At 39.3% G+C, this 23,739-nt stretch carries 19 protein-coding genes; 10 read left to right on the top strand and 9 right to left on the bottom strand.

The features are described 5' to 3' along the window. Positions 1-115: 115 nt before the first annotated feature. The 3 genes from AC07UV_RS07420 to recQ form a co-directional block, all read right to left on the bottom strand. Positions 116-1,210, bottom strand: a complete 1,095-nt coding sequence (locus tag AC07UV_RS07420) for an SGNH/GDSL hydrolase family protein (RefSeq protein ID WP_495183206.1) — start codon at positions 1,208-1,210, stop codon at positions 116-118. An 80-nt stretch (positions 1,211-1,290) separates the two neighbouring features. Further along, the gene (kdsA, locus tag AC07UV_RS07415) at positions 1,291-2,106 is read right to left on the bottom strand and encodes a 3-deoxy-8-phosphooctulonate synthase (protein ID WP_495183205.1); all 816 of its coding nucleotides are present in this window, start codon (positions 2,104-2,106) and stop codon (positions 1,291-1,293) included. Between the two features lie 18 nt (positions 2,107-2,124). Further along, entirely contained in the window at positions 2,125-4,314 is a 2,190-nt protein-coding gene (recQ, locus tag AC07UV_RS07410; protein ID WP_495183204.1) for a DNA helicase RecQ, read from the bottom strand. Positions 4,315-4,415: 101 nt separating this feature from the next. Between recQ and AC07UV_RS07405 the strand changes: the two genes are divergently transcribed. The 4 genes from AC07UV_RS07405 to AC07UV_RS07390 all read left to right on the top strand — a co-directional run bounded on the left by AC07UV_RS07405 (position 4,416) and on the right by AC07UV_RS07390 (position 7,606). Then, entirely contained in the window at positions 4,416-5,381 is a 966-nt protein-coding gene (locus AC07UV_RS07405) for a KpsF/GutQ family sugar-phosphate isomerase (protein ID WP_495183203.1), read from the top strand. Between the two features lie 98 nt (positions 5,382-5,479). Next, entirely contained in the window at positions 5,480-5,854 is a 375-nt protein-coding gene (locus AC07UV_RS07400) for a DUF1573 domain-containing protein (RefSeq protein ID WP_077434338.1), read from the top strand. A gap of 96 nt (positions 5,855-5,950) precedes the next feature. Beyond that, entirely contained in the window at positions 5,951-7,150 is a 1,200-nt protein-coding gene (locus AC07UV_RS07395) for a pyridoxal phosphate-dependent aminotransferase (protein ID WP_282254949.1), read from the top strand. A 162-nt stretch (positions 7,151-7,312) separates the two neighbouring features. Continuing rightward, positions 7,313-7,606, top strand: coding sequence for a hypothetical protein (locus tag AC07UV_RS07390; RefSeq protein WP_282254951.1), 294 nt, complete (start codon positions 7,313-7,315; stop codon positions 7,604-7,606). Between the two features lie 59 nt (positions 7,607-7,665). Here the strand turns inward: AC07UV_RS07390 and cmk are convergent, their stop codons facing one another. From cmk to topA, 3 genes are read right to left on the bottom strand one after another with little or no spacing between them, the layout of a single operon-like run. Beyond that, positions 7,666-8,361 carry a (d)CMP kinase gene (cmk, locus tag AC07UV_RS07385; RefSeq protein WP_495183202.1) on the bottom strand — a complete coding sequence of 232 codons (696 nt, stop codon included), beginning with the start codon at positions 8,359-8,361 and terminating at the stop codon, positions 7,666-7,668. Then, positions 8,361-8,774 carry a hypothetical protein gene (locus AC07UV_RS07380; protein WP_282254953.1) on the bottom strand — a complete coding sequence of 138 codons (414 nt, stop codon included), beginning with the start codon at positions 8,772-8,774 and terminating at the stop codon, positions 8,361-8,363. Before AC07UV_RS07380 ends, cmk begins: the two co-directional genes overlap by 1 nt. Positions 8,775-8,776: 2 nt before the next feature. Further along, the gene (gene topA / locus AC07UV_RS07375; RefSeq protein WP_282254954.1) at positions 8,777-11,176 is read right to left on the bottom strand and encodes a type I DNA topoisomerase; all 2,400 of its coding nucleotides are present in this window, start codon (positions 11,174-11,176) and stop codon (positions 8,777-8,779) included. Between the two features lie 374 nt (positions 11,177-11,550). On the opposite strand from topA, the gene AC07UV_RS07370 reads away from it, so the two are divergent. Beyond that, positions 11,551-12,396: a glycerophosphodiester phosphodiesterase family protein gene (locus AC07UV_RS07370; RefSeq protein ID WP_495183201.1), complete on the top strand. Its 846-nt coding sequence runs from the start codon at positions 11,551-11,553 to the stop codon at positions 12,394-12,396. A 93-nt stretch (positions 12,397-12,489) separates the two neighbouring features. Here AC07UV_RS07370 and AC07UV_RS07365 read toward each other — a convergent pair whose 3' ends face one another. Then, the gene (locus tag AC07UV_RS07365) at positions 12,490-13,305 is read right to left on the bottom strand and encodes a patatin-like phospholipase family protein (RefSeq protein WP_282254956.1); all 816 of its coding nucleotides are present in this window, start codon (positions 13,303-13,305) and stop codon (positions 12,490-12,492) included. Positions 13,306-13,415: 110 nt separating this feature from the next. Here AC07UV_RS07365 and AC07UV_RS07360 point away from each other — a divergent pair, with 110 nt between their 5' ends. The 4 genes from AC07UV_RS07360 (at position 13,416) to ppk2 (ending at position 19,809) form a co-directional block, all read left to right on the top strand. Further along, positions 13,416-14,120 carry a DsbA family oxidoreductase gene (locus tag AC07UV_RS07360; RefSeq protein WP_495183200.1) on the top strand — a complete coding sequence of 235 codons (705 nt, stop codon included), beginning with the start codon at positions 13,416-13,418 and terminating at the stop codon, positions 14,118-14,120. Between the two features lie 69 nt (positions 14,121-14,189). Next, a complete protein-coding gene (gene smc, locus AC07UV_RS07355) occupies positions 14,190-17,732 on the top strand; it encodes a chromosome segregation protein SMC (RefSeq protein ID WP_495183199.1) in 3,543 nt (1,180 codons plus the stop codon). Positions 17,733-17,905: 173 nt separating this feature from the next. After that, on the top strand, positions 17,906-18,199 hold the full coding sequence (locus tag AC07UV_RS07350; protein ID WP_495183198.1) for a hypothetical protein: 294 nt from the start codon (positions 17,906-17,908) through the stop codon (positions 18,197-18,199). 800 nt (positions 18,200-18,999) lie between these two features. Further along, the gene (ppk2, locus tag AC07UV_RS07345) at positions 19,000-19,809 is read left to right on the top strand and encodes a polyphosphate kinase 2 (RefSeq protein WP_282254960.1); all 810 of its coding nucleotides are present in this window, start codon (positions 19,000-19,002) and stop codon (positions 19,807-19,809) included. 89 nt (positions 19,810-19,898) lie between these two features. Here the strand turns inward: ppk2 and pckA are convergent, their stop codons facing one another. Further along, on the bottom strand, positions 19,899-21,515 hold the full coding sequence (gene pckA, locus AC07UV_RS07340) for a phosphoenolpyruvate carboxykinase (ATP) (protein WP_282254961.1): 1,617 nt from the start codon (positions 21,513-21,515) through the stop codon (positions 19,899-19,901). 245 nt (positions 21,516-21,760) lie between these two features. Here pckA and AC07UV_RS07335 point away from each other — a divergent pair, with 245 nt between their 5' ends. After that, a complete protein-coding gene (locus AC07UV_RS07335) occupies positions 21,761-22,597 on the top strand; it encodes an MBL fold metallo-hydrolase (RefSeq protein ID WP_495183197.1) in 837 nt (278 codons plus the stop codon). 106 nt (positions 22,598-22,703) lie between these two features. Here the strand turns inward: AC07UV_RS07335 and AC07UV_RS07330 are convergent, their stop codons facing one another. Beyond that, positions 22,704-23,576 (bottom strand): hypothetical protein, encoded by an 873-nt coding sequence (locus tag AC07UV_RS07330; protein WP_282254963.1) that lies wholly within the window; start codon positions 23,574-23,576, stop codon positions 22,704-22,706. Positions 23,577-23,739 lie beyond the last annotated feature (163 nt).

The raw sequence follows: 23,739 nt of genomic DNA, 5'->3' as shown, positions 1-23,739 counted from the left end.
TATCTGCTTTGTATTGATTCCGTAACATATCAGTGATCTCACTACGCTCAGTTTATTGGCAAAAAAACTCCAGCCAATTTTCAAAGCTAGGCGCTTGTGAGAAAGTATAATAGCTCTATTTCAGCACCTTTTTTAACAACTTGATATACGCATTTGCGATATGTTCCATCCCCTGATCATTTGGGTGTGCATAATCTACTGTTGAGTTTAAGTCCAGCCCCAGTTCCCCACTCGATAGCATAAAAATCTGCCGAACCCCATTTGACTGTAATTTCTCGTAGGTTGTTTTCAATACCCGGCTACTTTGCTGATATTCTTTATTTTTGTCGTCGTTAAATACGGTATTGATATTTCCAGAACTATGCTGTGTCAATATGATCGGTGTTGTCGGGTGTTCTTTTCTTAAAAATGTAACCGCATTGACCAATAGCGAATCCAATTGTTTTTCGCTGAGTGATTTAGTAATCGCAAGATTCGGAATACAATCCAAAATATAGCATGCTGCGTCCACCTGATTCATTACATTTAGGATAGGCTGTTCAAGACGACCGTTACCTGAAAAACATAAATTCAGAATCTCGTTATTAACAGCTCTACCTACCTGGCTTGTCCAAGCAAGACCTGGCCGGCTGGTACATGCCCCTTGTCCTATAGAAGTACCATAGACCACAATAGGTTTCAGGGTAGCGGTATGTGTATATGTTAACTTCGCATCATTAGGCACACCAATATTCAACCATTTAACCGTGTTATACAAAGGGAGATACAAACGATAGTTAAAGTTATTATTCTTACCTATATTCTTCCAGGTATAAGAAATCGTGTCTGAAAAATCATAACTACCGTAAGCCCATTTCCAAACTTTATGTGTTGTATCATAGCCATAAAGATCCAGTCCACTGACACCTGTAGTAGGCATATGGGGCATATTCAATCCACCTGCAACTTGATATTGAACTGTAATTTCCGAAGCTGATGTCTGAAAATCGATATAGAGTCCAGCAGAATTTTGTCCCAGTTCCCAAACCGGTTTGCGCACCTGCTTTTCCAGCTCATCCGGTAGTCGACCAAAGGCTGTAAGCTTCTGATTGTCGAGCCGGCCTTCTACATGTTTATCGTCAAGGGGCGAAAACCAGGTATAATTTTGCTGTCCTTTGACAATCGAAAGTGAGAACAGCATCAGTGCCATGAGAGAAACTTTTGAAAACATACGATACTTTAGGTTTGAATTTGAATTGATTAAAAAAAGGAGCCTAATTGGCTCCTTTCTATTACGATTTATTTATTATACTATAAAATAGCTTGTCTTACACGTACTAGTTTTTCCATCAATCCTTCAAGCAGATCAAGGTGCAACATATTTGCGCCATCAGATTTTGCATTTGCAGGATCAGGATGGGTTTCGATAAATAGACCATCGGCCCCAACAGCAATCGCCGCTTTGGCTATTGTTTCGATCAGTGCAGGCTTTCCACCTGTTACTCCTGAAGTCTGATTGGGTTGCTGAAGTGAATGTGTACAATCCATCACAGTCGGTACATTAAAGGAACGCATTTCGGGAATCCCTCGATAGTCAACGATCAGATCCTGGTAACCAAATGTATTACCACGATCGGTCAAAAATACCTTTTCATTACCAGACTCGACAATCTTATCTACTGCAAACTTCATGGATCCTGCACTTAAAAACTGTCCTTTTTTTACGTTAACGACTTTATTGGTTTTTGCTGCAGCGACCAATAAATCCGTCTGTCTACATAAAAATGCTGGAATTTGAAGAACATCTACATAAGCTGCGGCCATTTCCGCTTCATGGCTTTCATGTATATCTGTTACCGTAGGAACGCCAAAGGTATTCCCTATTTTCTCCAAAATTTTCAGCGCTTTTTCATCCCCTATACCCATAAAAGAATCCAAACGAGATCGGTTGGCCTTACGGTATGAACCTTTAAAAATATAAGGGATATTGAGTTTATCTGTAATAGTAACAATCTTTTCAGCAATCCGCAAAGCGATTTCTTCTCCCTCAATTGCACATGGCCCTGCCATTAAAAAGAAATTCTGCGAAGTTCCATTCTTTATTTCAGGAATGTATTTGTTGATCATATGAATTATATAAAAATTTTAATTACCCAATTCCGATAAAAATTTGATACGCATCAATTGAAGGTCTTCAAAACTATAATCGTCACCTCCTAATTCCTTAAGCGCGTCGTTGATCGAGTCAGTTTCAGCTGTTTTAAAGTAATCGTACACTTCGTCCTGACGATCTTCATCAATAATTTCGTCAATAAAATAATTGATATTTATCTTGGTACCGGCATTAACGATCGTTTCAATTTCCTTTAATATTTCCTCGTAGGTAATCCCCTTCGCTGCTGCAATATCATCCAGCGCAATCTTGCGGTCAATATTTTGGATGATAGCCACCTTCAGCGCAGATTTATTTGCTGTACTTTTGATGACCAGATCTACAGGCCTGTCGATTTCATTTTCCTCCACATAGTCCTTGATCAGCGCAATAAAGGAAGCACCAAATTTAATCGCCTTACCATTCCCTACCCCTTGAATCTGTTTTAATTCGTCGATATTAACTGGATAATGTGTACACATTTCCTCTAAGGAAGGATCTTGGAAGATCACAAATGGTGGCAATGATTTACTCTTAGCGATCTTTTTACGCAAATCTTTAAGCATACCCAGCAAGGTCGTGTCGAGTGCTCCAGTTCCATGACCAGCCTCGTCTCCAGCAGTACTTTCTGCGTTTTCGATAGGACGGTTTAAAACAAATTTTAACTGGTAAGGATTGTCTATATAATTCCGACCAATATCCGTTAATTTCAGCAAACCATAGTGATCAATATCTTTCTCAACAAAGTTGTCCAATACGGCTTGGCGTAACAGCGATTTCCAATAGATGGTACCTTTTTCCTTCCCTGAACCAAATAGACGGTGCTCGTCATGTTTATAGGAAGATACAGGTTGATTGTTCTGCCCGATCATCACGTTAATCACATGGTGATCGTCAAATTTTTCACCCTGTTCTTTAATAAAGCCCAGTACATCTTTTAGGGATTCCTCGGCTTCAAAATATTCTTTTTCCGAACGGCAATTATCGCACATATTACTACAGCCCTGTTCGTCAAAGTTTTCCCCAAAATAATGAAGAATCTGCTTACGACGACAGACTGCAGATTCGGAATAATCGATGACTTCTTTCAGTATCTGTGTACCGATCTCGCGTTCGGCCACAGGTTTGTCTTTCATGAATTTTGTCAGCTTTTCAACATCTTTCTCCGAATAGAAAGCCAAACAATAACCATCGCCCCCATCACGGCCAGCACGCCCAGTTTCCTGGTAGTAGCCTTCCATGGATTTCGGAATATCATGGTGGATAACATAACGGACATCCGGTTTGTCAATCCCCATACCAAACGCGATTGTCGCGACAATCACTTCTACATCCTCCATCAAAAATTTATCTTGCGTATCAGCCCTTGTTTTAGCATCAAGGCCTGCATGGTAGGGCAGCGCTTGAATACCGTTCAGGTTCAACACCTCGCTTATTTCTTCAACTTTCTTTCTGCTCAAGCAATAGACAATACCAGTTTTACCTGGTTTTGTCTTGATAAAGCGCACAATTTCTTTGACCACGTCTTTTTTGGGACGTACCTCATAGTATAAATTGCTCCGATTGAATGATGATTTGAATAGCACAGCATCATTCATCTGTAAGTTTTTACGGATATCAGATTGCACTTTTGGCGTCGCTGTTGCTGTCAACGCAATAATTGGAATATTAGCGCCTATCTCATTGATAACTTGACGTATTTTACGGTATTCCGGTCTAAAATCATGTCCCCATTCTGAAATACAATGTGCTTCATCTATGGCAACAAAAGACACTGTAATCTGATGCAGGAACTCCACATTATCTTGCTTAGCAAGTGATTCTGGAGCTACATAGAGTAACTTGGTCTTTCCTGCAAGCACATCTTCCTTTACACGGGTGATTTCACTCTTGTTCAGTGAGGAGTTTAAAAAATGAGCGATACTATCTTCGCCGCCGAACGCGCGAAGTTGATCTACTTGATTTTTCATTAAAGCAATCAACGGGGAAATTACAATTGCGGTTCCCTCACTCATGAGTGCTGGCAGTTGATAACAAATTGATTTCCCTCCCCCGGTTGGCATAATAACAAACGTATCCTTCTTTTGAAGAATGCTGGTTATAATAGCCTCTTGATCTCCTTTAAAAGTATCAAAACCAAAAAAATCCTGTAAATTGTCGAAAAGTGATTTTTCTATTTCCATTGCGCCTTGGGCAAAAATAAGATAGATAAATGAAGAAATAATCCTGAAAAATAATCTATTTTTGCAATCTATTCTAATACATAAAAGTAAGAGTATTTTTTGTGAAAAACAACTACGAAATAAAAAATATAGCTATTCAAGCTATTCAAGAAGAAGCCAAAGCAGTAGCTGCTCTGGCTCAATATATTGATGATGATTTTGTTACCGTAATAAATAAAATCCTGCATCTTCAGGGACGGGTAATCGTCACAGGTATCGGAAAAAGTGCCATTATTGCGCAAAAGATTGTTGCAACATTAAATTCGACAGGGACACCGTCAATATTTATGCATGCAGCTGATGCCATCCATGGGGATCTGGGTATTATCCAACAGCATGATTTAATTATTGCCATATCCAAAAGCGGCAATACACCTGAAATTAAAGTTTTGGTCCCATTTCTAAAACAAACCAAAAATACTTTGGTGGCTTTGGTTGGCAACACAGCGTCCTACTTGGCAAAAAATGCAGACTACATACTGAACACCACTGTTGAGAAAGAAGCTTGTCCAAATAATTTGGCACCAACCTCAAGCACGACAGCGCAACTAGCCATGGGCGACGCACTAGCTGTCGCGCTACAGGAATGTCGTGATTTTACGGACCAGGATTTTGCCAAGTACCACCCTGGTGGTGCCCTGGGCAAAAAGCTCTACTTAAAAGTGGCTGACTTATCCGATCAAAATGGTAAACCTAGCGTACAATTGGATGCCAACGTCAGAGATATCATCATCACCATCACACATTTCAGACTGGGAGCAGTAGCAGTCTTAAACGGCACACAAATCCAGGGTATTATCACCGATGGGGATATCCGTCGCATGCTCGAAAGACACACTGACCTTGCTGCGATCAATGCCGCAGAAATTATGGGCAAATCACCAAAGGTGATTGATAAAAATGAACTTGCAGCGAATGCTCTCCATATCATGCGGGCAAACAACATCACGCAGTTATTGGTATCAGATCAAGGGAACTACGATGGGGTTATCCATATACAGGATCTGCTTAAAGAGGGTATAATCTAACTGTAATAAAGTTGTTAGATGTGTAATAAATTGACAATAAATATTACATTTGGCATATCAGTTGTACTAGTTTAATCACAAAGTAATATCTTAGAAGCATGAAAAAGTATATAACAATTTTAGCAGTGATCATTTCCTTTATCGGTTTTTCGTCTATGCAAGCTGGACAAGGGGAATTTAAATTTGAAAAAGAAACACATGATTTCGGCAAGATTCCGGCTGGAACACCTGTATCGTATAATTTTAAATTTTCAAACACAGGCAGTGAGCCTATTATCATTTCGAACGTAGTCCCTACTTGTGGCTGTTCGGTGGCCGAGTTCACTAAAACCCCCATAAAACCGGGAGAAACAGGAACAATCAAGGTAACGTATAACGCTGCGGCTAAGGCACCATTTACCAAAAGTTTTACGGTACAATCGAATACGAAAACACCTGTAAAGACACTTTATATTAAAGGGATTGTGGAATAAAAATCCGACAGATAAAACGAAAAAAGCCACATCCTGATGTGGCTTTTTTCGTTTTATTTTGGTTAGCTTTGCACAACTAATTTTAAAAAAACTATAATGCCAGTAATATCAGAAAAAGGGCTAAATATGCCTGCGTCACCCATCAGAAAACTGACGCCTTATGCTGATCAAGCAAAAAAAGAAGGTAAAAAAATATACCACTTAAATATCGGGCAACCAGATATCCAAACACCTGAAATTATGCTTAATGCTTTGAAAAATATTGATTTCAAAGTATGGGCTTATACACCTTCTGAAGGTACCGCCTCCTACCGAAAAAAATTAGCCGAGTATTATAACAAGCTAAACTACAATATTGAACCTACTGACATCCTGGTAACCAATGGTGGCTCAGAGGCAATCACAATCACCATGCAAGCCTGCTTAAATGAAGGTGAGGAAGTGATTATCCCGGAACCGTTTTATGCAAACTACAATGGTTTTGCCTGTTCATCGGACATTGTGATCAAACCGATCATGTCTTACATTGAAAGTGGATTTGCACTACCTTCTATTGCTGAATTTGAGAAAGTAATTACCGAGAAAACCAAAGCAATCTGCATCTGTAATCCCAACAATCCGACAGGCTATCTTTATTCGAGAGGAGAACTGGAAGCATTAAGGGAGCTTTGTCTGAAATATGATCTCTATCTGTTCTCTGATGAGGCTTATCGCGAATTTTGCTATGATGGTAGAGAGTTTATATCTCCAATGCACCTAGAAGGCCTCGAGAATAATGTTGTTATCTTTGATACAGTTTCAAAACGTTATTCAGCATGTGGTGCCCGTATCGGGTGTATTATTACCAAAAACAAAGAATTATATCAGACGGCATTGAAATTTGCGCAGGCGCGCTTAAGTCCATCTTTGGAGGGACAAATTGCCGGCGAAGCTGCTGTTGATACACCGGATAGCTACTTTGAAGCAGTATCTAAAGAATATACAGCCAGAAGAGATACATTGGTCAATGGGTTAAATGCTATTGACGGCGTATATTCCCCTAATCCAGGAGGTGCTTTTTATGTGGTTGCGAAGTTACCAATCGATAACGCGGATAAATTCTGCCAATGGATATTGGAGGAGTTTTCCTACAATAACGAAACGGTCATGATGGCTCCGGCAACTGGCTTCTATAGCACAGAAGGTGCTGGAACAAATGAGGTTCGCCTTGCTTATGTGCTGAATCAAAATGATCTTAAAAGTGCATTGACCTGTTTGGAGAAAGCACTAGAAGTATATCCAGGAAGAACGAATTAAAAAACAACGATTATACGTTACCAAAGCCGGCCCCAAAAAGGGTTTGGCTTTTTTTGTGCCCCAATGATATCTCCAGGCCAGTTTTCTTACCAATTTTAAAAAAAATAAAACAAACTTTCGAGCGACATTGTTCTTATTACAGTATAACTAAAGATATTGCATATGGATAAATTGAAGAAATTCCAATTGATGGAAAAAATAGCGAGAGAATTAGAAGATGTCAGAAATAGCCAACAGGCTGTTTTAGAAAAGATAGGCAAAATTGAAGTTGATAACATCGAACTCGGTGATAAGAATATTGAAAAGACAATTCCCGAAATCTATCAACGTACAGCGGATAATTCAGACGCTATTAAAGCGCTTCTGGAATCTTTTCAAGAACAGACAGCAGAGTTTGGTGAGAAAAACAATGTAGAAAAGTTATTGGAGCAACAACAAATCAATAGTATAAAATAGTTGTCTTCAAAATACAAAAAATGCCGATTTTTCAATCGGCATTTTTTGTTATATCGCGTTTATGCTTGGATTCTTGATGCTTTGACTTTTAAATATTCCTCTTCAACAAAATGTAGCTGCTGCTCTGGAGTCAAATTTGAGTTATCCAATACGATAGCATCTTCGGCTTGTCGCAATGGACTCTCAGCGCGGGTACTATCAATACGATCCCGATTGGCAAGATTTTCAACAACCTCTTCGAGTGTGACATCCTCCCCTTTCTCCGTCAATTCCAGGTATCTTCTGGCCGCCCTAACTTTCGGATCTGCGGTCATAAAGATCTTCAAATCCGCATCAGGGAAAACGGTAGTACCAATGTCACGGCCGTCCATAATAATATTTCTCCGGCTACCCAATTTTTGCTGCTGTGTCACCATAGCGGTTCGCACCGCTTTAATTGCACTTACATCACTGACCTTATCAGAAATATACATCTGACGGATTTCTTCAGAAATATCTTCATCGTTGAGGTGAATCTCCGTTTTGACAGCATTTGGGATAAAATCAATATGGATATCATTTAATGCATTATCAATCGCTTCTTGATCATCCAGAGCAATATTATGACGAATAAAGTAGAGTGTTACTGCTCTATACATCGCGCCGCTGTCAATAAAGGCAAATTTCAGCTTTTTAGCTAAAGCTTTGGCAAGCGTACTTTTTCCACAAGAGGAAAAGCCATCTATGGCGATAATAAAATTGTGTCTTCCACTCATTATTCGTTTCCTCCTATGATGACACCGGGTTTATTGACCAAGGGAACCTTAGTTAGGTTACCATCCACGATGCTTTCTGGTAAAAAGATATATTTTTTATCGTAAATAATATTGTCAATATAAAAGCTCAACCAATATTCATTGGTCAGACCAAACACCTGCTCATCGATCGCTTCAACCCGATCAAAGGATTTGGGCTCTATATTTCCGATGAAATGCCGTAATGTTGTGGTGGTAACCTGTCTTCCTTCCTTTTCACCATACCCTTTTGAACTGATAAGCACATTCTGTATCGCAATATTCTTATCGTTAATAACGTACACGGTCCAGTTTTTAGTCTCCACGGTCTCGCCCTCCAAAACCACAGCAATCATGATATCTTTTACTATATTTTCTGGCAAATCTGCTTTCATCCCTATTTAGACTTTGTCGTTTTCTTAGCTGGAGCTTTCTTTACTGTTGCTTTTTTAGCAACTGTTTTCTTTTCGGCAGTTTTTGTTTTAACGGCTTTACCCTTAGGAGCATCTGCTGCTGCCCACTTCAACACATCTTCGTAACTGATCTTTTCAATTTCTGTTCCTTTCGGAATTTTCAAATTCTGCTTGCCAAAACGAATAAATGGTCCCCAACGGCCTTGTTCAATTTGCGCATCCGGATTTTCATCGAATACGCGGATCACTTTTTCAATATCTTTCTGACGTTTTTCTTGAATGATCTGAATGCATTCCTCTTCGGTTACATCCAAAGGATCTACTCCTTTTGGCAAGGAATAGAAAGCCGAGTTATGACGGATATAAGGCCCAAATCGACCGATAGCAACTGTCATTTCCTTATCTTCAAATACACCAACTTTTTTGGGCAATTTGAATAACTCCATCGCATCTTCAAAGGTGATTGTTTCAATCATCTGCCCTTTGCGTAGGGATGCAAATCGAGGTTTTTCTTCGTCATCAGGCGAACCGATCTGAACCAAGGGACCAAATTTTCCAATACGTACAGAGACAGGCTTGCCTGAAACTGGATCTACACCTAGCTCACGCTCATTGTTGGCGCGATCAGCATTCTCCAATGTATCTTCTACTTCAGAGTGAAACGGCCCATAGAAATCGTGCAACATCTTTGTCCATTCGGTCAATCCATGTGCAATATCGTCAAACTCTTTCTCGACATTCGCTGTAAAGTGGAAGTCTACAATACCGTTGAAATGCTCTACAAGGAAATCATTCACAACAATACCGATATCAGTTGGGAACATTTTCCCTTTTTCTGCTCCTGTTATTTCAGTCTTAGTGACAGCTTTCAATTCAGTGTTCTCAAGCGTCAATACACGATAATCACGTGATCTTCCCTCTCTTTCTTCTTTCACAACATAGCCACGATTTTGGATGGTAGAAATTGTTGGTGCATAAGTCGAAGGTCTACCGATACCCAGTTCCTCTAATTTCTTCACCAATGCGGCCTCAGTATAACGTGCCGGAGGTCTTGTAAAACGTTCCGTTGCAGACATACTTTTTAAGGTCAGTTGTAATCCAACTGTCAACGGCGGAAGGATCGCATTATCACTGTCTTCATCAAGGGTTGTCTCCTGATCATCATCAACAGATTCCATATAAACTTTCAGAAAACCATCAAATTTCATCACCTCTCCGGAAGCGTTTAGATCTTCTGAACGCGTGGAAATCGAAATTTTCGCTAGGGTCCGCTCAAATTCCGCTTCACTCATCTGGGAAGCAATTGCTCTCTTCCAGATCAGTTCATACAATCGCTTTTCAGCAGAATCGCCTTCAATGGTATGTTCAGAAAAATAAGTAGGACGTATAGCCTCGTGCGCTTCTTGTGCGCCCGAAGTTTTTGTTTTATATCTTCTTACTTTATGGTATTGGTTACCATATGCCGATTTAATTTCTTTTTCAGCTGCGTCTATTGCAGTATCACTCAAATTGACAGAGTCGGTACGCATATAGGTGATACGTCCGGACTCGTATAAACGTTGGGCAACTTGCATTGTACGTGCCACAGAGAATCCTAGCTTTCTACTCGCCTCCTGTTGCAAGGTAGAAGTTGTAAATGGAGCTGCTGGTGAACGTTTCGATGGTTTTGTCTCTAAATTTTTAACGGAGAACAAAGCCGCCTTACAGTCTTCCAAAAATTGAGTAGCCTCAGCTTCTGTCGCAAATCGTTGTGGAAGCTCAGCTTTAAAACTATCTTTTACTTTGCCTGTATGAAAGAATGCAACTATCTTAAATGCCGCCTCAGGTTCAAACTTGTTAATCTCACGCTCCCTGTCGACGATCAATCTCACGGCAACAGATTGTACACGACCCGCGGATAAAGATGGTTTCACCTTTTTCCATAAAACGGGTGACAACTCAAAGCCCACCAATCGATCTAATACGCGTCTCGCCTGTTGTGCGTTAACGAGATTATAATCTATTTTACGGGGATTGTCAATGGCTTTTAGTATTGCCGGTTTCGTGATCTCATGAAACACAATACGTTTAGTACTTTCATCTTTCAGTCCCAATGTCTCAAATAAATGCCAAGAGATAGCTTCCCCCTCACGGTCCTCATCGGATGCGAGCCATACAGTTTCTGCTGCCTTAGCTAATTTTTTCAGCTCGCTTACGACTGCCTTTTTATCAGAGGGAACTTCGTACTTCTGTTCGAAATTATTCTCTGTATTAATTGCATCATCGGTTTTTACCAGGTCACGGATATGTCCATAACTTGACTTTACCAAAAAATCACTTCCTAAATATCCTTCTATCGTTTTTGCTTTCGCTGGAGACTCAACTATCAATAAATTTTTCGCCATCTAATTTGAGATTTGTGCAAATAAAGGGAATTCTAAAAGGAATGACAATAATTTCTTGCAAAAAAGACAAAAAAAATAGATTTCGCCTTAACATATAAGTGTATTGTCCTATTTTCAATCCTGTTGTAATCGTCCCAGAAAGGCTTTCTTCTTGTAAAGAATGATATTTAACAAACCTGTAAAACTTCATTTTTCTTCACTTCAATAATTCCGATAGTTCATTTCAGTTTGTTCTGTTTCGAAAACACTGTATATTCGCCTATTCATAGCGGGGTCATTCACCCTTATTTTGTTTAAATATAATAATAATGAAAAGAAGTCTTCTTAGAATAGCCTTTTTTGGTCTGATATTATCATCTGTATCTTGTTCAGTTATGAAAGATTCCGCAAAAACAACCAACAGCTTCCCTAAACTAAGTTTAGAAGCGCATCGTGGCGGACGTGGCCTGTACCCCGAAGAATCCATTGCAGCAATGAAAAATGCAATTGACCTGCCCCAAGTAACAACTCTGGAAATGGATTGTCACATTACAAAAGACCGAAAGGTCGTTGTTTTTCACGACGATTATCTCAATCCCAAATTTGTGTTAAAACCAGATGGCACTGAGATTCCCGAAAAAGATAAATCGTTGAAAATATATGCTATGAACTATAAAGAACTGTTCAAGTACGATATTGGTTCCAAATTTTATAAGGAGTTTCCCGAACAGAAAAAACAAATTACACGTATTGCAAAACTCGCCGACCTCATCGATAGTACAGAGGCCTATGCCCTCCAAAAGAGAACTGCGCCTATGTTTTATAATATTGAGGTGAAAAGTAAAGAGGATAAAGACGGTATCTATCATCCCAGAGTGGAAGAATTCGTTGATTTAATGGTACAGGTTATCACAGAGAAAAAAATTGCAGCACGCACCATCATTCAATCCTTTGATATTCGAGCAGTCAAGTATCTAAACAAAGCCTACCCACAATTAAAAGTTTCTTACCTTATTGATGCCAACTATACAAAAAATGCACAGGAGACAATCGCAGCATTAGGTTTTACACCTTTCATCATTAGCCCGCACTATAAGCTGGTGACCAGCGAATTTGTCAAACAATACCACAAAGCGAATGTTAAGGTAATTCCATGGACGGTAAATAGTAAAACAGAGATTGAGCAATTGAAAGCGCTGAAAGTAGATGGAATTATCAGTGACTATCCCAATCTGTTTTAATCCTTGATTTCTTGACAACGATCAAAGGTCACTTTGTTCAACTAAAGGTGATCTAAACCTGAAAGACCAAAATAAAGTAGCTTGCGCTGTCCACTACTCTATTTTGGTCTTACTTTTAAGGGCTTTATCAATATACTCCCTACCTTTTTGAACTAAAAACTCTGCACGGTGGTAGTCCCACAAATTACAGATGTTGTAGGGGATATTTACAACGACATCCGGCCGATAGAGATCAATAATCATACGGCTCATTTTTCTACGCATCACATAATAGGAAGCTTGTAGAATATCCAGAGAATTTGAGGTTCTTGTATCCAATTTTTTGATAACAGAATACTGTTTATCTGGTTTTGACTCCAGATTGACCGCTATAATTAAATTTTCTTTTCGTGTGACATGGTTGATGGGTAATGGATTGAGCACACCCCCATCTACATAAACATGAGTATCTTCCTCTATTGCTGTAAAAACAGCTGGTATCGCGATAGAAGCCCGAATTGCATCATACATACTTCCAAAATCGAGTACGACTTCTTCTTCATAATTCAGATCGGTAGCAACAGCCTTGAATAAAATAGGAAACGTTTCGATATTCGCATCGGGAATAACCGATTTCAAGGCATTGAAGACTTTAATCCCCTTCATCATTCCTAGACCCTTCCAGCTGAAATCCATCATATTGAAAACTGATTTCTTTGTTAGATTATGCATCCAGTCCTCCAGCACATCCATCTTTCCCTGGGCATAAATTCCACCGACCAATGCGCCAATGGAACAACCCACAATTTCATCGATCTCAAACCCCATTTCCTCTAGTTTACGGATAATACCGATATGTACCAATCCTCTCGCTCCCCCGCCCCCGAGGACGAGTGTTACTTTACGATTCAAAAAATCTTTCTCTGACATATACTTAGACCTGCAATATAATGATGTTGACATTGACCCAACAATGTAATCCGATAATCACCGTTATTATATGTATTTTTGATTACAATATACGGAGTAAAATAAGAAATATGAAAATAGAAATTTGGTCGGACATCATTTGTCCGTTTTGTTATATTGGTTTGACAAAGCTTGAGTTGGCCCTACAGGAAGTTGAGCAGGAAGTACAAGCCGAGATTACCTGGAAATCCTATCAGCTCAATCCAGAATTTCCCGAAGACGCTCCGGGAATGCCAACTTACGATTACCTTGTCCGTACAAAAGGGATGAGCATGGATGATGTCGTGGCAATGACGGCACAGCTCAGTGCACAAGGCAAAGAACTTGGTATCACATTGAACTTTGATAAAGCAATTGTTGTAAATACCAAAAAAGCACATCGTCTCCTTCATTTTGCGCAGGCCCATCAAAAAGGAACTGCTTTGAAAAAATCATTGTTCAAAGCTCATTTTACAGACGGTTTAGATGTCAACGATAATGCAACCCTTGTTAAACTAGCAAATCAAGTAGGCCTCCCTGTTCAAGCGGCACAGGAACTTTTAGACTCCGATAAATATGCTTACGATGTCAGTCGGGACATTCAGGAAGGTGTCAACCTCGGTCTTCGCGGTGTACCATTCTTTGTCTTTGACCGGAAGTACGCGATTCCCGGCGCACAACCCATGGAAGTTTTTCACAATACGATCAAAGAATGTTTGGCAGGACAATCCGCCCCATTACAACAAAGAGGTGAAGAAGGGCCTTCTTGCGATCCTGAAACAGGAAAATGTGAGTAAAGAAAGAAAAAAGTTTTATTTTAATTTACTATTTTCGCAAGCTTATAACGACAAACAATTTTGGTATAAATGCAGTTAACCAAACTAGAAATAAAGGGATTTAAGAGTTTCGGAGACAAGATCACGATCAACTTCAATGACGGTGTTACCGCGATTGTCGGGCCAAATGGATGTGGGAAATCCAATGTGGTGGACGCAATACGCTGGGTACTTGGTGAACAAAGTACAAAGATGCTACGTTCTGATAAAATGGAAAATATTATTTTTAACGGAACAAAGAACAGAAAACCAGCTAATCTTGCGGAAGTTTCCTTGACCTTCAATAATAACAATAATATCCTCCCAACAGAATTCTCTACTGTTACGGTGACACGTAAACTATTCCGAAATGGGGATAGTGAGTATCGTTTGAATGATGTAAAATGTCGTTTAAAAGATATCACAGATTTATTTTTGGATACCGGGGTCGGTGCCGATAGTTATTCCATCATCGAGTTGAAAATGATCGATGAGATCATCAACAATAAAGACAATTCGCGTAGAAATCTTTTTGAGGAAGCATCCGGTATTTCAAAATACAAGGTGCGCAAAAAACAGACGCTAACAAAATTAAAAGATACTGAAGCTGACCTCAGCCGTGTGGACGATTTATTGTATGAGATCACAAAAAATCTTAAATCGCTAGAAAACCAAGCAAAAAAAGCAGAGAAATATACCCTACTCAAGCAGGAATATCGCCAAAGTAGCATTGACCTCGCTTACTATAGAATTGCTGATTTCTCGACTGAACTTGATCGACTTCAAACGCAGGAGTCTAAAGTTCAAAAGGATGCCGCAAATTCCCAGCAATTGATTCTCAATGCGGAGACTGAACTTCAATCATTGCGTCAGGTAAATTTGGAGCAGGAGAAGAACCTTTCTGTACAACAAAAGGCTACACAGGAATTTGTCAACAAAATCCGTGGCTATGAGTCGGAAAAGAAGATCAAAAATGAGAAAGTAAAAAATCTTCAGGATAAAGAAAATCGATTAAACCTTGATGTCAATAGCGACAAGCAACAACTGAATCACGTCCTTTATACCATTAAAAGACTGAATGAGGAGCTATTTGATGAGCAGAATAAACTTGACTCACTCAAAGACAACCTGGAATCCAATAAATCTGAGGTCGATGCTCTGAGGGGTCAACAACAATCTGCCAAGGGGAAATTGGACATCTTCAACAAAAGCAATGCTGAACTACAGGCTAAAATCTATAAACTTGAGAAGGATCTCGCCGTTTTTAATATCCAAAAAGAAGCCCTTCTTCAGGAAGCTGTCCGAAACAGTGTAGATACAGAATCAAAAGAAGCAGAATTACTGCAATTTAACAGTGCTGTAGCGGAATTGGAAGGTCGTGTTGAAGCGCAGCAATTGCAGTATGATTCGGCCAATCAACTCGAGGAGGAACTGCAAACACAGATCCTTCAATGCCAGACAAATTTAGAGGAGTTTAAAGCACAACTTGCGAAAGACCTTAGATTGGTCGATGCCAAACAGAACGAATATAATTTGACAAAATCCCTTATTGACAATTTAGAGGGGTTCCCAGATTCCATTCGATTCTTGAAGAAAAATGCGGGTTGGAAAAAACAGCCACCTCTCTTCTCCGATGTGCTATTTTGCCAGGAAGACTATCGTGTTGCGATTGAAAACTACCTGGAACCGATCATGAATCATTATGTTGTCGAGACACAACAAGATGCCGTTCAGGCCATCCAGTTATTGAGCGACGCCGCAAAAGGTCGTGCCAATTTCTTTGTTTTGGATGCTATAGATACAGCTGTCAAGAAGCCCGTTCCTCCACACGATAATCTCATGTCCGCGTTGGAAGTGATCACTGTGGATGAAAAATATAAAGCGCTTTGTACCTTACTCCTTCAGCATGTGTATATTTTAAAGCAGGAAGGCGAAAAGGAAATGGAGCAGAAGCTTCCAGAAGTAGGCCAGGTTATCTTACAGAAGAATGGTCGCTACGCCAAACATCATTTGGGCCTTTCTGGTGGATCTGTTGGATTATTCGAAGGGAAACGTATCGGTAGAGCGAAAAACCTGGAGGTTCTCTCTCAGGAAATTAAAGCGCTTAATCTGGAGATTGCTAAACTTGAAGACAAAATAACGGCTGAAACAGCACGTGTAGAAGCCTTACGTAGCAACTCACAAAAAGAACTTATTGATGAACTACGTTTTCAACTGAATAGACTCAACAATGAGTTGATTACGGTAAAAACCAAACAGGAGCAATATCAAGCTTTCATCAACAATTCGCAAATACGGAAAAAAGATATCCAGGAAAAAATTGCGACTATCGAGTCCGATCTTACGGTTGCCGAACCTCAGCTTCAGGAATTACGTATAGAAAAAGATCAAAGTGTAACCGAACTTTCCGAATTGCAAGATCAATTTCATGAAATTTCAGAGATATTAAACGAAAAATCCATCGCCTATAACCAGGAAAATATCAGTTATCATCAACAACTGAATAAAGTCGCTAATATTAGCAAGGATCTCGAATTCAGAGAGACTCAAAAAGATGATCATGAAATCCGTATCCAGCGAAATAGTATTGAACTCGTTGAAGTACAGGAAGCATTGCGAACTACGATCCCATTTGAGGACGAAGAAGATGCAGATCTTATTGCTATGTATGAGCAGAAGATTTCATTGGAAGACGGCCTAAAAGAGTTAGAGGAAACGTATTATGCCGACAAGCAACAGATCAATAATCTGGAAGATTCACTGACTCAGCAACGCCGCTCAAAAGAACAGAGTGACTTTCTTGTCGGTGAGATTAAAGATAAGAAAACTGCCTTACAAATTGATCTCAATGCGCTCAAAGAACGTCTGTCGGTAGAATTTAATATCGAATTGAAAGATCTAATTGAACGTGAGGATGTACCGGAAATAGCAGAAGATCAATCCAGTTTAGCGACAAAATGCAGCAAGCTCAAAAAGCAGCTCGATGAGTTTGGGACGATCAATTTAATGGCTAAAGAGGCCTTTGATGAGATGAATGAGCGTTATGACTTTATCAATAAGGAAAAAGCAGATCTGATCGAAGCAAAAGGCTCATTAATGGCAACAATCAAAGAAATAGATGATACTGCTAAGGTACAGTTTATGTTTACCTTTAATGCTGTACGGGACAATTTTGTTAAGGTATTCCGTTCATTATTCAATGAAGAAGACAGCTGTGACCTGGTTTTGACTGATCCGAGTAATCCATTGGATTCGGATATTGATATCATTGCTCAACCAAAAGGAAAACGCCCATTGTCAATCAACCAGCTATCGGGTGGTGAGAAAACCTTGACCTCAACGGCATTGTTATTTTCATTGTATCTGTCAAAGCCGGCACCTTTCTGTATTTTTGATGAGGTAGATGCTCCACTGGATGATACCAATATTGATAAATTCAACAATATCATTCGTGATTTCTCCAAAAATTCACAGTTTATCGTTGTATCCCACAATAAGAAAACAATCGCAAGCACAGATATTATCTATGGTGTGACTATGGTCGAACAGGGCGTCTCACGTGTAGTAGCGGTAGATTTAAGAGAAGTAGCTTAGCGTTATATTTTACGTAAAAGAATAGTAAAGCCCTACAAGCAAAATTGTAGGGCTTTTTTATGCCTGATAATGTTCCTGCCTTCAAATGAGGTTTTTAAGTAACCTGAATAAGTAAATTATTAGGATAAATGAACTTTATTTTCTAATTTCTGACAATTATCAACGATTAAATTGTGAAATTATTAGCTGGGCTATTAACCTGCGCAATCTTACAGTCTTGCCAGGTAAACAACCTAGGTAAAAAAGATAAACACACATTGTATGTAAATGCAGTGATTCCAGCACATAAATTCTTAAAGATTTCAACAGAGAACGCGAGCACGTTTTCTATCGATGCCGTCAATAAATCGAGCAATACGATAGGGTTAGCGACTGATACCATTGAAATCATCATGAAAAAAGGCAAAGAATACTCCCTGAACATAGGTCAGAAAGGAAGTGTGTCCATCAAAAACCCCTCCGGGTAGGAAGTTGGCGTAAAGCTGAAAGTCTATAATCACTCTTCGAAAATTATCCAGTATACGGATAACCTATAAACAGGTAATGTATAATAGGCGTGAATTCATATTTTTAATTTTTAGGGGTCATTTATCCTTCACCACTAGACGTTTCTGAATAATCAAAAGATAAAAAGCCCAGAGTGGGGAACTCTGAGCTTTCGTTAGCCATATATTAACCTATTTTATGAAAAGTATTTGAAATTAAAACGCCACTTGTTTCAATTAATTATATGATTACCATTCCTTTAACATTTTTTAACATTTAAATAATAACTCTCCTATCTTCATACTTTTAGGAGAGCGCACGAACCAAAGTTGTTCGCTGGAAGGTCAAGCCGGATATTCGAAAACAATATATGATCTTCACCCTTGTATAATTATAAGTAGCTGCGAGTCGAAGACGTTTGCTGAAGAGCAAATTGGGTACCTGAAAACGATTCAACAATATACGCCCCTACCCTATGGTATATTCGTAGTCAGATGCAAGTTAAAGTCTTTCACTGGAGAGCCAATTGGATACCCGAAAAACTTTACTGCATAAAAACAAAAAGCCCGAAGTTGAGAACTCCGGGCTAACCTAACCAATTATTAACCTAAATTTATGAAAAGTCTAATTCTTAATCAAAGCATCCTTTTGCATTGCTTTTCTTTATAACGTTAGCTTCCCAATCAATATTACATGTGCTGGTCTGATTTATTTCAATTTTGACATTTTTTAACAATTCAATAAGTAACTTTAGGTGAACGAACTTGAAAAACCAACTATTATGGCAGAATACGATTTAAAAGAGCTTGAAAAAATCCGTCAAAACAAAGATGTCCTTGACTATTTGGAGCAACATGGGGTTTTGGAAATCAAAAAATTTAACGATGTCTATGACTATGAAAAAGAGCTCTATGATCTACAGGTTACCTTGCTCAAATTACAATATGATATTATTGAAAAAGGAAAACGTGTTGTCATTATATTCGAGGGAAGAGATGCCGCTGGAAAGGGAGGTACAATTGGTCGGGTGACCGAGCATTTAAATCCCAAAAAGGTACGTGTTGTGGCATTACCCAAGCCAACTGTTGAGGAGAATGGTCAGTGGTACTTTCAACGGTATATCAAGCATCTACCCAATGCCGGTGAAATGGTCATTTTCGACCGTAGTTATTATAACCGTGCTGTGGTAGAGCCTGTATTTGATTTTTGTACGAAGGAGCAGCATGAATTATTCATGCAACAGGTACCGGAATTTGAAAAGCAATTGATTGATGATGGTATCATCCTAATCAAGCTGTTTCTGAGCATTAGTAAAGAAGAGCAGGCGGAGCGATTGAAAGAGCGGCAAGAAGATATTCTAAAGCACTGGAAGGTTGGGGTTTTGGATCAACAGGCACAGGAAAAATGGGATGTTTATACGGGTTATATTGAAAAACTCTTTAAAACGACTGCCACCAAAAAGTCGCCTTGGTTTGAAATCGACAAAGACAATAAAAAGAAAGCCCGCTTAGCAGCTTTTCGGATAATTATCAATGCAATTGCCGGAAATGAACAGGAGAAATTGGATGATTTTGTGAACAAACACAATTAAAATACGTCTTTAAAAAATGCCTCCAAAAGACCGTATCTTTTTGGAGGCATAACTCGTTAATTCATAACTCGCTAAGTAATGCTATACTTTTAAACGAGTATTGTCGTAGCGATCCGAGGGCCAGCCATTTGTACCGAAGCTGGCATTGAATGATCAAATTTTTCAAAATTTCCAATAAACAATTTTGCCAATCGTTTGGCTTGCACGTCATAGGCTTCATTATTGTTCCATAATCCCCTAGCGTCTAGAATCTGTTCGGGAACATATTCGCCACAGCTGGTCGGATAATCCAATCCAAAAATCTCATGCTTATTAAATTGAGCCTCCAATAGTGATCCATCCATTGCAGCACGAATTAGTGCCCGTGTATAGTTCAGTTTAATACGACGTCCGATACCATAAGGCCCTGCAATCCAACCTGTATTAACCAACCATACTTTGATATTGGGATTTTGCTCCAGTTTGGCCCGTAGTAACGCAGCATACTTCGCTGGGTGTAAAGGTAAGAATGCTTGACCAAAACATGTTGAGAAGGCTGCAGTAGGTTCCTTCACCCCTACTTCGGTACCGGCTACTTTTGCGGTATACCCACTCACAAAATGATAGACTGCCTGATCTACCGTTAACAATGAAATCGGAGGCAATACACCAAAGGCATCGGCAGTCAGAAAGAAAATATTTTCAGGAGCATTACCTATTCCCGTCATCTCAGCATTTTCCATGAAATCGATCGGATAGGAAACCCGCGTATTTTCGGTTTTACTGATATTGTCATAGTCTGGTCGATCAAACTCATCCAGGACAACATTCTCAAGCAACGAGCCAAAACGGATGGCATGGTAAATCTCAGGTTCTTTTTCCTCTGTAAGTCCTACACATTTTGCATAACAACCACCTTCAAAGTTGAAAATCCCCTTCTCGCTCCAACCATGCTCGTCATCACCGATCAATTTCCTGTTTTTATCAGCCGATAATGTGGTCTTACCCGTTCCGGAAAGTCCGAAGAATAAGGCCGTTTTACCATCTTTGGAGGTATTCGCCGAGCAGTGCATCGATAATACATTATGTTCATGCGGCAAAATAAAATTCAAGATGGAAAAGATACTTTTCTTGATTTCACCAGTATATCCAGTCCCCGCAATCAGCACCATTTTTTTCGTAAAATCAATGGCTACAAAATTCTCGTTTCGAATGCCATAGTGTTGCGGATCCTCGATAAGTAATGTCGGCGCAGCTAATATTGACCATTGCGGTTGACTATCAATATCACCCACAGATCTCAAAAACAGATTGTTAGCAAAAATACTTTGATAAGCTGTTTCTGTGATAACACGAATAGATAATTGATATGCTGGGTCCGCTCCTGCCGCACAATCCCGGACGTAAATTGTTCTGTTACTCAAATGTGCAGCAACCTTTGAAAATAATGCATCAAAATTGGCCGGGGTCATCGGCTGGTTGATTTCACCCCACCATACTGCATCCTTAGTCAAGGAGTCCTCGACCAAAAAACGGTCTTTGGGGGATCTTCCAGTAAATTTTCCTGTATCAGCGGCTAATGCTCCAGTGTCAGACAGTCTTCCCTCTTGATTCGCTAAAGCATGTTCGACCAACTCTGAAACAGGTAATTGATAAAATACATTTCCTGTATAATCAATTTTCAAATATTTCAAATCAGGCGCGTTTCCAATGTTACCCTTTTTCATATTTTTTGTTTGTTTTAAAATGTGCCCAAAGTTAAAGGCAAATTTCGCTAAAAACAAAACTTAATTATCTAAAAATCAGGCTTATTGTATAAAAAACACAAAAACAACAATCTAACTATCAATTAGTTATGAAGGTAAAATAAATTAAACTTTTTAGCATATTTTTTTAGCACAATCCGTTCATCTACCGTCCATATATTTTATATTTTTCGTAAATTGTTCCAAGCTTTACAAATATTAATAAGATGAAATTACATGCGATAGAAACGGGCTTCTTTAAATTGGACGGCGGTGCCATGTTTGGAGTGGTTCCCAAAAGTATCTGGAACAAAACAAACCCGGCTGATTCCAACAATATGTGCACATGGGGCAATCGTTTACTCCTCATAGAGGAAGGTAATAAATTAATGCTGGTGGACACAGGCCTTGGCGATAAACAAAACGAAAAATTCTTCAGTTATTACTATTTACACGGTGATGCCACATTAGATAAATCGCTTAAAAATATTGGCTTTGACAGAAACGATATTACAGATGTCATCCTGACACATTTGCATTTTGATCATTGTGGTGGTGCCATTATCCGTGAAGGGGAAAAATTATCTCCTGCTTTCAAAAATGCAGACTTTTGGAGCAATAGTGACCATTGGGCCTGGGCTACAGACCCCAATCCGAGAGAGAAAGCATCGTTTCTAAAAGAGAATATCCTTCCTATTCAAGAAAGTGGCCGATTGAAATTCGTTGAAGATAGCAAGGATCCATTTGGCAAGGACATCAGCATTCGCTATGCCAACGGCCATACCGAAGCGATGATGTTGCCACAGATTCAATATAAGGGAAAGACAGTACTCTATATGGCAGATCTGTTGCCCTCTGTCGGTCATATTCCGATCCCATATGTCATGGGCTATGACGTGAGACCATTAGTCACCATGGAAGAGCGCAACAGCTATTGGAATGAAATCGTCGAAAATGAATACATTCTCTTCTTTGAACATGATCCGGTTAATGAATGCTGTACCCTACAACACACGGAAAAAGGAATCCGGGTAAAAGACATCTTTAAATTAAGTGATATTTAGGAAAACATCAGTTAGCTTATGAAATGATTCTGTTTCCTGATGAAGCTACCATAAGAAAGGGGATGTTTTGACATCCCCTTTCTTATGGTAGTATAGATTGAAATCGTTAGAATCTAAAGCCCAAAGCCCAATAGTTTTCAAAAAACCAGATCTGTTGTGTGGCTTTGTCGACGCCTCTTCTACCCGTTGTGCGGATATTGTACAAATCAGTCCAACCTGTTTTAAAGTTTCCTTGCAAATAAAGTCCTTTATAAAAACGGTAGTGTAAACCAACTTTTGCAGATGCACCGTATCCAGCAATATTCCAAAAGTGATTAGCCCCCTCACCAAAAAGGCGGACATCAGATCGTGGTATCAAAAGTCCTACATCTACACCAGATTCCATCGTGAGTACCTGTTGACCTTTACGATTGTTGATGATATCATCGTATCGCTCCAACCCTACAGAGGCGAAATTGTATCCATCCGTATGTTCAAAAGTCAACATCGCAGAATCCACCGTAATCTTTTCGCCATTATATTGTCCTGCACGATTTCCGGTTGGTATGCCAGGGTTTGAGATTTCATCACCAATATAACCTGTGATCTTGACCTGTTGTGGAATATCCACAACATATTTCATATGATCCCAACCTAAGGAAATGGAGTAATTGTCCTTGATATAATAACCGAAGTGCAGATTAAATTGTGGAATAGTCAAACGACCGGGGTCAAAATAAGTCGACCCAAATTTCGTCGGGCGGTCACCCGCTTTTACATCGTGGAGGATGAAATCATAATTTGGACCTGTAAAATGTATATCGGATTTTGCGTAAGAAGAAAAGTTATACCCCCAAAAAAAGAAAAACTTCCCTTTATTACTTTCTGTCCTTAAATTCCTTGGTTTAAAAATGCTTTTTCCTATTTCTGGATTTTCCTGTGCAAATAAACTCGAAACACTTAATGCAAGTGCTCCAATTGTCAAAAATATTTTTCTCATATCGGCGCTAAAAACGTTGGGCAAAAGTACCCTCATTCTATTTTATAACCAAATAAATTGCGTGGAAATTAGTAAAATATGACGAAGATCACAGAAATGTTTTACCATTTGAACTTGCATAAAAAAAGCTGCTTTCGGATGAAAGCAGCTTTTAACTAAATTT

It is taken from the genome of Sphingobacterium sp. GW821-FHT03E03 (assembly GCF_059420745.1).
The sequence above is the reverse complement of the archived record's forward strand: the minus strand, read 5'-3'. Positions and strand labels throughout refer to the sequence as shown.

Bases quoted from the DNA above. Each gene is read 5' to 3' on its own strand.
- AC07UV_RS07390 (WP_282254951.1), top strand. From the start codon at position 7,313: ATGGATAAATTGAAGAAATTCCAATTGATGGAAAAAATAGCGAGAGAA.
- AC07UV_RS07360 (WP_495183200.1), top strand. From the start codon at position 13,416: ATGAAAATAGAAATTTGGTCGGACATCATTTGTCCGTTTTGTTATATT.
- AC07UV_RS07330 (WP_282254963.1), bottom strand. From the start codon at position 23,576: ATGAGAAAAATATTTTTGACAATTGGAGCACTTGCATTAAGTGTTTCG.
- pckA (WP_282254961.1), bottom strand. From the start codon at position 21,515: ATGAAAAAGGGTAACATTGGAAACGCGCCTGATTTGAAATATTTGAAA.
- recQ (WP_495183204.1), bottom strand. From the start codon at position 4,314: ATGGAAATAGAAAAATCACTTTTCGACAATTTACAGGATTTTTTTGGT.
- AC07UV_RS07335 (WP_495183197.1), top strand. From the start codon at position 21,761: ATGAAATTACATGCGATAGAAACGGGCTTCTTTAAATTGGACGGCGGT.
- AC07UV_RS07370 (WP_495183201.1), top strand. From the start codon at position 11,551: ATGAAAGATTCCGCAAAAACAACCAACAGCTTCCCTAAACTAAGTTTA.
- cmk (WP_495183202.1), bottom strand. From the start codon at position 8,361: ATGAGTGGAAGACACAATTTTATTATCGCCATAGATGGCTTTTCCTCT.
- AC07UV_RS07400 (WP_077434338.1), top strand. From the start codon at position 5,480: ATGAAAAAGTATATAACAATTTTAGCAGTGATCATTTCCTTTATCGGT.
- AC07UV_RS07395 (WP_282254949.1), top strand. From the start codon at position 5,951: ATGCCAGTAATATCAGAAAAAGGGCTAAATATGCCTGCGTCACCCATC.
- ppk2 (WP_282254960.1), top strand. From the start codon at position 19,000: ATGGCAGAATACGATTTAAAAGAGCTTGAAAAAATCCGTCAAAACAAA.
- AC07UV_RS07380 (WP_282254953.1), bottom strand. From the start codon at position 8,774: ATGAAAGCAGATTTGCCAGAAAATATAGTAAAAGATATCATGATTGCT.
- topA (WP_282254954.1), bottom strand. From the start codon at position 11,176: ATGGCGAAAAATTTATTGATAGTTGAGTCTCCAGCGAAAGCAAAAACG.
- AC07UV_RS07420 (WP_495183206.1), bottom strand. From the start codon at position 1,210: ATGTTTTCAAAAGTTTCTCTCATGGCACTGATGCTGTTCTCACTTTCG.
- smc (WP_495183199.1), top strand. From the start codon at position 14,190: ATGCAGTTAACCAAACTAGAAATAAAGGGATTTAAGAGTTTCGGAGAC.
- kdsA (WP_495183205.1), bottom strand. From the start codon at position 2,106: ATGATCAACAAATACATTCCTGAAATAAAGAATGGAACTTCGCAGAAT.
- AC07UV_RS07365 (WP_282254956.1), bottom strand. From the start codon at position 13,305: ATGTCAGAGAAAGATTTTTTGAATCGTAAAGTAACACTCGTCCTCGGG.